The 5,208-nt window shown below is 45.6% G+C and carries 6 protein-coding genes; 3 read left to right on the forward strand and 3 right to left on the reverse strand.

The genetic code is table 11. The features are described from left to right. Nucleotides 1-16: 16 nt before the first annotated feature. Nucleotides 17-247, forward strand: coding sequence for a hypothetical protein (locus VIP81_RS14635; protein WP_331961976.1), 231 nt, complete (start codon nt 17-19; stop codon nt 245-247). Between the two features lie 56 nt (nt 248-303). Here VIP81_RS14635 and VIP81_RS14640 read toward each other — a convergent pair whose 3' ends face one another. Together VIP81_RS14640 and VIP81_RS14645 are read right to left on the reverse strand one after the other, a co-directional pair. After that, the gene (locus VIP81_RS14640) at nt 304-1,167 is read right to left on the reverse strand and encodes a pirin family protein (protein WP_331961979.1); all 864 of its coding nucleotides are present in this window, start codon (nt 1,165-1,167) and stop codon (nt 304-306) included. 10 nt (nt 1,168-1,177) lie between these two features. Further along, nucleotides 1,178-2,470 (reverse strand): hemolysin family protein, encoded by a 1,293-nt coding sequence (locus tag VIP81_RS14645; RefSeq protein WP_331961983.1) that lies wholly within the window; start codon nt 2,468-2,470, stop codon nt 1,178-1,180. A 245-nt stretch (nt 2,471-2,715) separates the two neighbouring features. Here VIP81_RS14645 and VIP81_RS14650 point away from each other — a divergent pair, with 245 nt between their 5' ends. Beyond that, a complete protein-coding gene (locus VIP81_RS14650; RefSeq protein ID WP_331961986.1) occupies nt 2,716-3,693 on the forward strand; it encodes a sulfite exporter TauE/SafE family protein in 978 nt (325 codons plus the stop codon). 9 nt (nt 3,694-3,702) lie between these two features. Here the strand turns inward: VIP81_RS14650 and VIP81_RS14655 are convergent, their stop codons facing one another. Then, nucleotides 3,703-4,026 (reverse strand): NirD/YgiW/YdeI family stress tolerance protein, encoded by a 324-nt coding sequence (locus VIP81_RS14655; protein WP_331961989.1) that lies wholly within the window; start codon nt 4,024-4,026, stop codon nt 3,703-3,705. Nucleotides 4,027-4,125: 99 nt separating this feature from the next. Between VIP81_RS14655 and VIP81_RS14660 the strand changes: the two genes are divergently transcribed. Continuing rightward, nucleotides 4,126-5,208 (forward strand): dicarboxylate/amino acid:cation symporter (locus VIP81_RS14660; protein ID WP_331961992.1); only part of this gene is annotated, 1,083 nt, incomplete at its 3' end.

Consider the following 5,208-nt stretch of genomic DNA (forward strand, 5'->3'; position numbering starts at 1 on the left):
AATAAATCTTAATGATATGAAAAACCTTCCAGCCACTATTGGTCTAATGGCCTTACTCACCCTGTTTATTTTCTTTAAGGGGGATCCGGACCGTGCTGTGCAGGCCGCTCCGGTAAATAATCAGCACATCGAAATATTCCAGCAGGATACTTTTCCACCTAAACCGCTGGATACTACGATGAAGCATCATAAAAAAGATAAGAAAAAGGTAGATACTACGTGGAGACCGTTAAAGGATACCTTGTAGTGTGAAGTGGAGATAATAGGGGGAAGTGAAGAAAACTTCCCCCGATTATTATATGATTATTTTTCGAGCGTGCCGAATAAACCATTTTTATAATCTTCGAATGCCTGATCAATTTCTGCGGAGGTATTCATAACAAAATTATCTTTCGCCACCACAGGTTCATTGATAGGATCTGCTGAAAGGTATAACAGGCGGGTATTCTCCAGCGCTTCTATATGAATATCCGATTGTTCATCTTCCTTATCAAAAACTACCAGGTGATAACCACTCACGGACGTTCCATTCACTTTTACCCCTCCGTCAATCACATATAACAAGGTCCAGTATCCACGTGTAGCCGTTAGCGTTACTTCCCTGGCGGCTTCCACATTACCCCAGATGGCAGTAATGGGTGTGAAATTTTTCAATGGTCCTTTTTTATTTTCATAATCACCGGAGATGAGTGTCAGGTGTACGCCTTCTTTCTCCGCTACCGGCGGCATTTCTGCGCCTTTGATATATTGGTACCAGGGCGCTTCGCCTTTGTGGGCAGCAGGTACGTTAAACCACAATTGTAACAGCTCATAATTACCACCCTTTTCCAGGAATTCGGCAGATGGGCCTTCACTGTGGAGAATACCTTTACCGGCAAACATCCATTGCACGTCGCCGGCGGTTACCGTCATAGCATTGCCGGCATTATCGCGGTGATAGCCCTGTCCCTGCAACATGAAGGTTACCGGCGCAAAACCACGATGTGGATGCGGATGCAGCCTGTCTTCCGGCGACCCTGGTGCAAAATACTTTGCAGGCATATGATGCAGTACAATAAAAGGATTCGCGAAGCGGAACTGCATCGTGGGCAGAGATTGGCGCACTACCTCTGTATCGGTAATGTGCTTTTCACGTCCTTCCAGGACGTGGAGGATTTTCTTCTCCATAGAAAATATTTTATCGAATCAGTTTGAGTCTGGCTTTCTCAACAGAACTACGGAACATTTTCAGGATCAGCACTTCATAATTTTCGATCATGATCACTTCTCCTTCGCGGGGAATGTTGCCGTGTATATAGTTAATTAAACCGGAAAGCGTTTCATAATGTTCACTCTCGGGCAACGGATAAGGTAATAATTCATTGATATCGGCGAGATACTCATGCGCATCTACGATGAAATTATCATCTTTCTGTTCTACGATGGGGGCTTCGTGATCGTGTTCATCCTGAATATCTCCTACCAGTTCTTCCAGGATATCTTCCATGGTCACAATGCCTTCCGTATCACCGAATTCATTGGTCACCACGGCCATTTGCAGGCGTTGACCCTGGAAAGTACGTAACAGATCTTTTATTTTCATGCTGTCGGGCACATAAAATACCGGCTTCATGATATCTTTCAGGTTCTTTAGTGTTTTTTCGTGAATACCTTTCACTACGTCTTTTGTGTACACCACGCCCTTTAGTTCATCCAGTGAGCCGCTGTATACGGGATACCTGGAATAGCCGTCTTTAATCACCTGGTCGATGATTTCCTCCAATGGCAGGTTGATGTCGAGAGCAGAAATATCTTTGCGATGGGTGAGGATTTCCTTCACCCGGCTGTCGTCAAATTCAAATACGTTCTGGATCAGTTCCCGTTCTGTTTCTTCGATGGCGCCGCCTTCCTGACTTTCGGAGATGATGAGTTTCAGCTCTTCTTCCGAGTGAATTTCTGATTCACCGGCAGGCTTGATGCCGATCAAACGAAGAATGCTATTGGCGAAGCCATTGAGCATCCAGATAAAGGGACGGAAAATCACGAACAGGGCGCGCAGCGGGATGGCTACAGCCAATGTGGTGGGTAATGGTTTCCGGATGGCCATTGATTTTGGCGCCAGTTCCCCGAAAACGATGTGCAATATGGTAATAATGGTAAATGCGATAGTAACGGAGATCCAGTGTACTGCAGAAGCAGAAATGACGGTGATGCCCAGTTTTTCCATGGCCTGCAGCACAATGGCGGTCATTACGGATTCTCCTACCCAACCCAGCCCCAGAGAAGCCAGGGTGATACCCAATTGTGTAGCTGCCAGGTAACCATCCAGGTTAGTCAACACGCTTTTAGCTGCGGCAGTGGCTCTTTTGCTGGCTACGCCGCCTTTACTGTTGATTTGAGAAGAACGTACTTTAACAATGGCAAATTCTGCCGCAACAAAGAATCCGTTTAATAGCACTAATATAATTGTCCAGAAAAGTTGCCAAAGCATGAAGTTCGTAGATTGGTTCGCAACCCCAAATATAGGTAAATCAATTTTTATACGTTCGGGTATTTTTGGAGAATTACGAATTACGAATTACGAATTACGGATTTGTGGGGAGATAACCTGGTAAGGTTCCTACTTAATCTCCCCACAAATCCGTAATTCGTAATTCGTAATTTTTTCACAACTAGTCTACTTATTTCATAGAGTTTATGTATTTTGTGGTGAATTAAGGCTGGTACTTTATAAAAATGGAGAAAGAACTTACTACCCTGGCTGCTCCCGTAGCCACGACCACAGAAGCATCAAAGGCATCATTGCCACAGGAAAACAGCAATGCCAACGAGCGCTCTGCTTACAGAAAGCAGCGCTGGATATTCGGTTTGGGGGGCATTGCGTTATTAGCCATTATATTGGGTATCTCCTGGTGGCAGTCGCCCGCATTCCGTACGTATGTAGAAGACGTACCCCCTACTTTTTATTATTTCCTGGTAGCAGGGTTCATATTTGCCATGATTGACGGCGCCATAGGCATGTCTTATGGAATTACGTCTACTACTTTTTCTCTTTCGATGGGTATTCCGCCGGCATCGGCGAGTACAGCGGTGCATATTTCTGAGATTCTGAGCTGTGGTATTGCGGGCTGGATGCATCAGCGGATGGGCAATGTGAACAAGAAATTATTTAAAATACTGATTTTACCGGGCATTGCCGGAGCGGTGATAGGTGCTTACCTGTTATCTTCTCTGGAACATTATGCCATGTATACCAAGCCATTGGTATCATTATATACCCTGATACTGGGTACCGTGATCCTGTTACGGGCTATCAGGGCACAACGCAAAAAACATGTCACTAAAAAGATAAAGAAAATTGGCCTGCTGGGCTTTGGTGGCGGTTTTATAGACGCTATCGGCGGTGGCGGCTGGGGATCAATTGTGTTATCTTCACTCATTGCCGGCGGCAGACATCCCCGTTTTTCGCTGGGCACGGTAAAGGCTACCCGCTTTTTTATTGCCATGCTCAGTTCCCTCACATTCATCACAGTGTTGTATCATGTTCATTGGGACGCCGTACTCGGGCTGGTAGTAGGCAGTGCTATTGCCTCTCCCATTGCTGCAAGGGTATCGAATAAAATTTCTGCCAAAACCATTATGGTAGCAGTAGCGGTGATCGTGATCCTGGTAAGTATGAAGAGTATTTACAGCTTCGTGGCAAAAATCATATAGTCATTTCCGTTACTCATTTTTAACCGCCTGATTTACCTTGAGGGTAATAGGTTTATTGATTTCGTATTGTACCAGGGCTTTAATGGTCACGGCATCTTTGTCGTTGAAAGGCTTACTGGGGAGATAACGGGGGTCAATATCTATCTGGATTTCAGCGGTTTTATCTTCAAACAGGTAGTTATTATCGCGTAGTTTTTTCGTTACATAGCCGGTAATCTTTACGGCGGTGCTATCGTTATGTAGTTGCCGGGCATTGCGCATTACCTCTCCGATAGTGTAGGAATTATCCTGAAAAAAAAGAGGCAGCAACAAACAGAGCAGCAAGCTTTTCATGTTTAACATATTGATTTGCTATGAGCATAAACAATAATCATGTCTGATTGTTCGCTGATCAGCGACATTTGGCTATCTTGTATCATATAAATTTCATTCATGGGATTTCTTAAAACGTACAGTAGCATGTTCTGGCTGCTGGCTGGTATTATAGCCGGCAGCATTGCAGGGCTTATATTCGGAGAAAAGGTAGTCTTTATAAAACCGATTGGCGACATTTTTTTAAACCTCTTATTTACTGTTATTATCCCCCTGGTGTTTTTCTCTATTTCCAATGCCATTGCACATATCGACGCAGGGAATAAACTGGGGCGTATCCTGGGCATGATGTCCCTCGTATTCCTCAGTACCATCCTGATTTCGGCCTTTTTAACGATTGTGGCTGTATGGATATTCCCGATTCACCAGGAAGTGGCATTATCCAAATCTGTTCACCTGGAGCAGCCGGGTAATTGGGGGGAACAGCTCACCCGGTTATTGACCGTCAGTGAATTTTATGAATTGCTGTCCCGCAAAAACATGCTGCCCTTTATCATTTTCTCCGGGCTGGTAGGGTTTGCCGCTATGCGTACCGGTGAACGGGGCGCCGCTTTCCGGCACTTCCTGCATTCCGGCAATGAAGTGGTTAAAGAGGTGCTGACGGTGATCATGAAACTGGGCCCCATTGGTTTGGGCGCTTATTTCGCTTACCAGGTGGGCACTGTAGGACCACAACTATTTGGCACCTACGCACATTCGCTGGGCATTTATTACGGCTTCGGCACCTTCTATTTCATTTTCGGTTTCAGTCTGTATGCATTTGTTGCCGGAGGTATACCAGGTATTAAAATCTTCTGGAAAAATAATATTATACCTACCCTCACCGCCGTGGGCACCGGCAGCAGCATTGCCACTATTCCGGCTAACCTGGAAGCGGTTCCCAAAATGGGGGTTCCGGCCGATATTGGCAGTGTGGTGGTGCCGCTTGGAGCCACCCTGCACAAGGATGGCTCCAGTATTTCCTCTATTATAAAGATGGCGGTTGTTTTTGCCATGTTTGGAAAAAGTTTCGACAGTGCTTCCGTTATTGCGATGGCATTAGGCGTTACCGTTATAGCCAGCATCGTAGAAGGCGGTATTCCCAACGGCGGCTATATTGGCGAGCTGCTGGTGATGAGCATTTACGGCTTCCCGGTAGAAGCG

The sequence above is a fragment of the Chitinophaga sp. genome (assembly GCF_036566945.1).
GTDB lineage: Bacteria > Bacteroidota > Bacteroidia > Chitinophagales > Chitinophagaceae > Chitinophaga.

Bases quoted from the DNA above. Each gene is read 5' to 3' on its own strand.
- VIP81_RS14650 (WP_331961986.1), top strand. From the start codon at position 2,716: ATGGAGAAAGAACTTACTACCCTGGCTGCTCCCGTAGCCACGACCACA.
- VIP81_RS14640 (WP_331961979.1), bottom strand. From the start codon at position 1,167: ATGGAGAAGAAAATCCTCCACGTCCTGGAAGGACGTGAAAAGCACATT.
- VIP81_RS14645 (WP_331961983.1), bottom strand. From the start codon at position 2,470: ATGCTTTGGCAACTTTTCTGGACAATTATATTAGTGCTATTAAACGGA.
- VIP81_RS14635 (WP_331961976.1), top strand. From the start codon at position 17: ATGAAAAACCTTCCAGCCACTATTGGTCTAATGGCCTTACTCACCCTG.
- VIP81_RS14655 (WP_331961989.1), bottom strand. From the start codon at position 4,026: ATGAAAAGCTTGCTGCTCTGTTTGTTGCTGCCTCTTTTTTTTCAGGAT.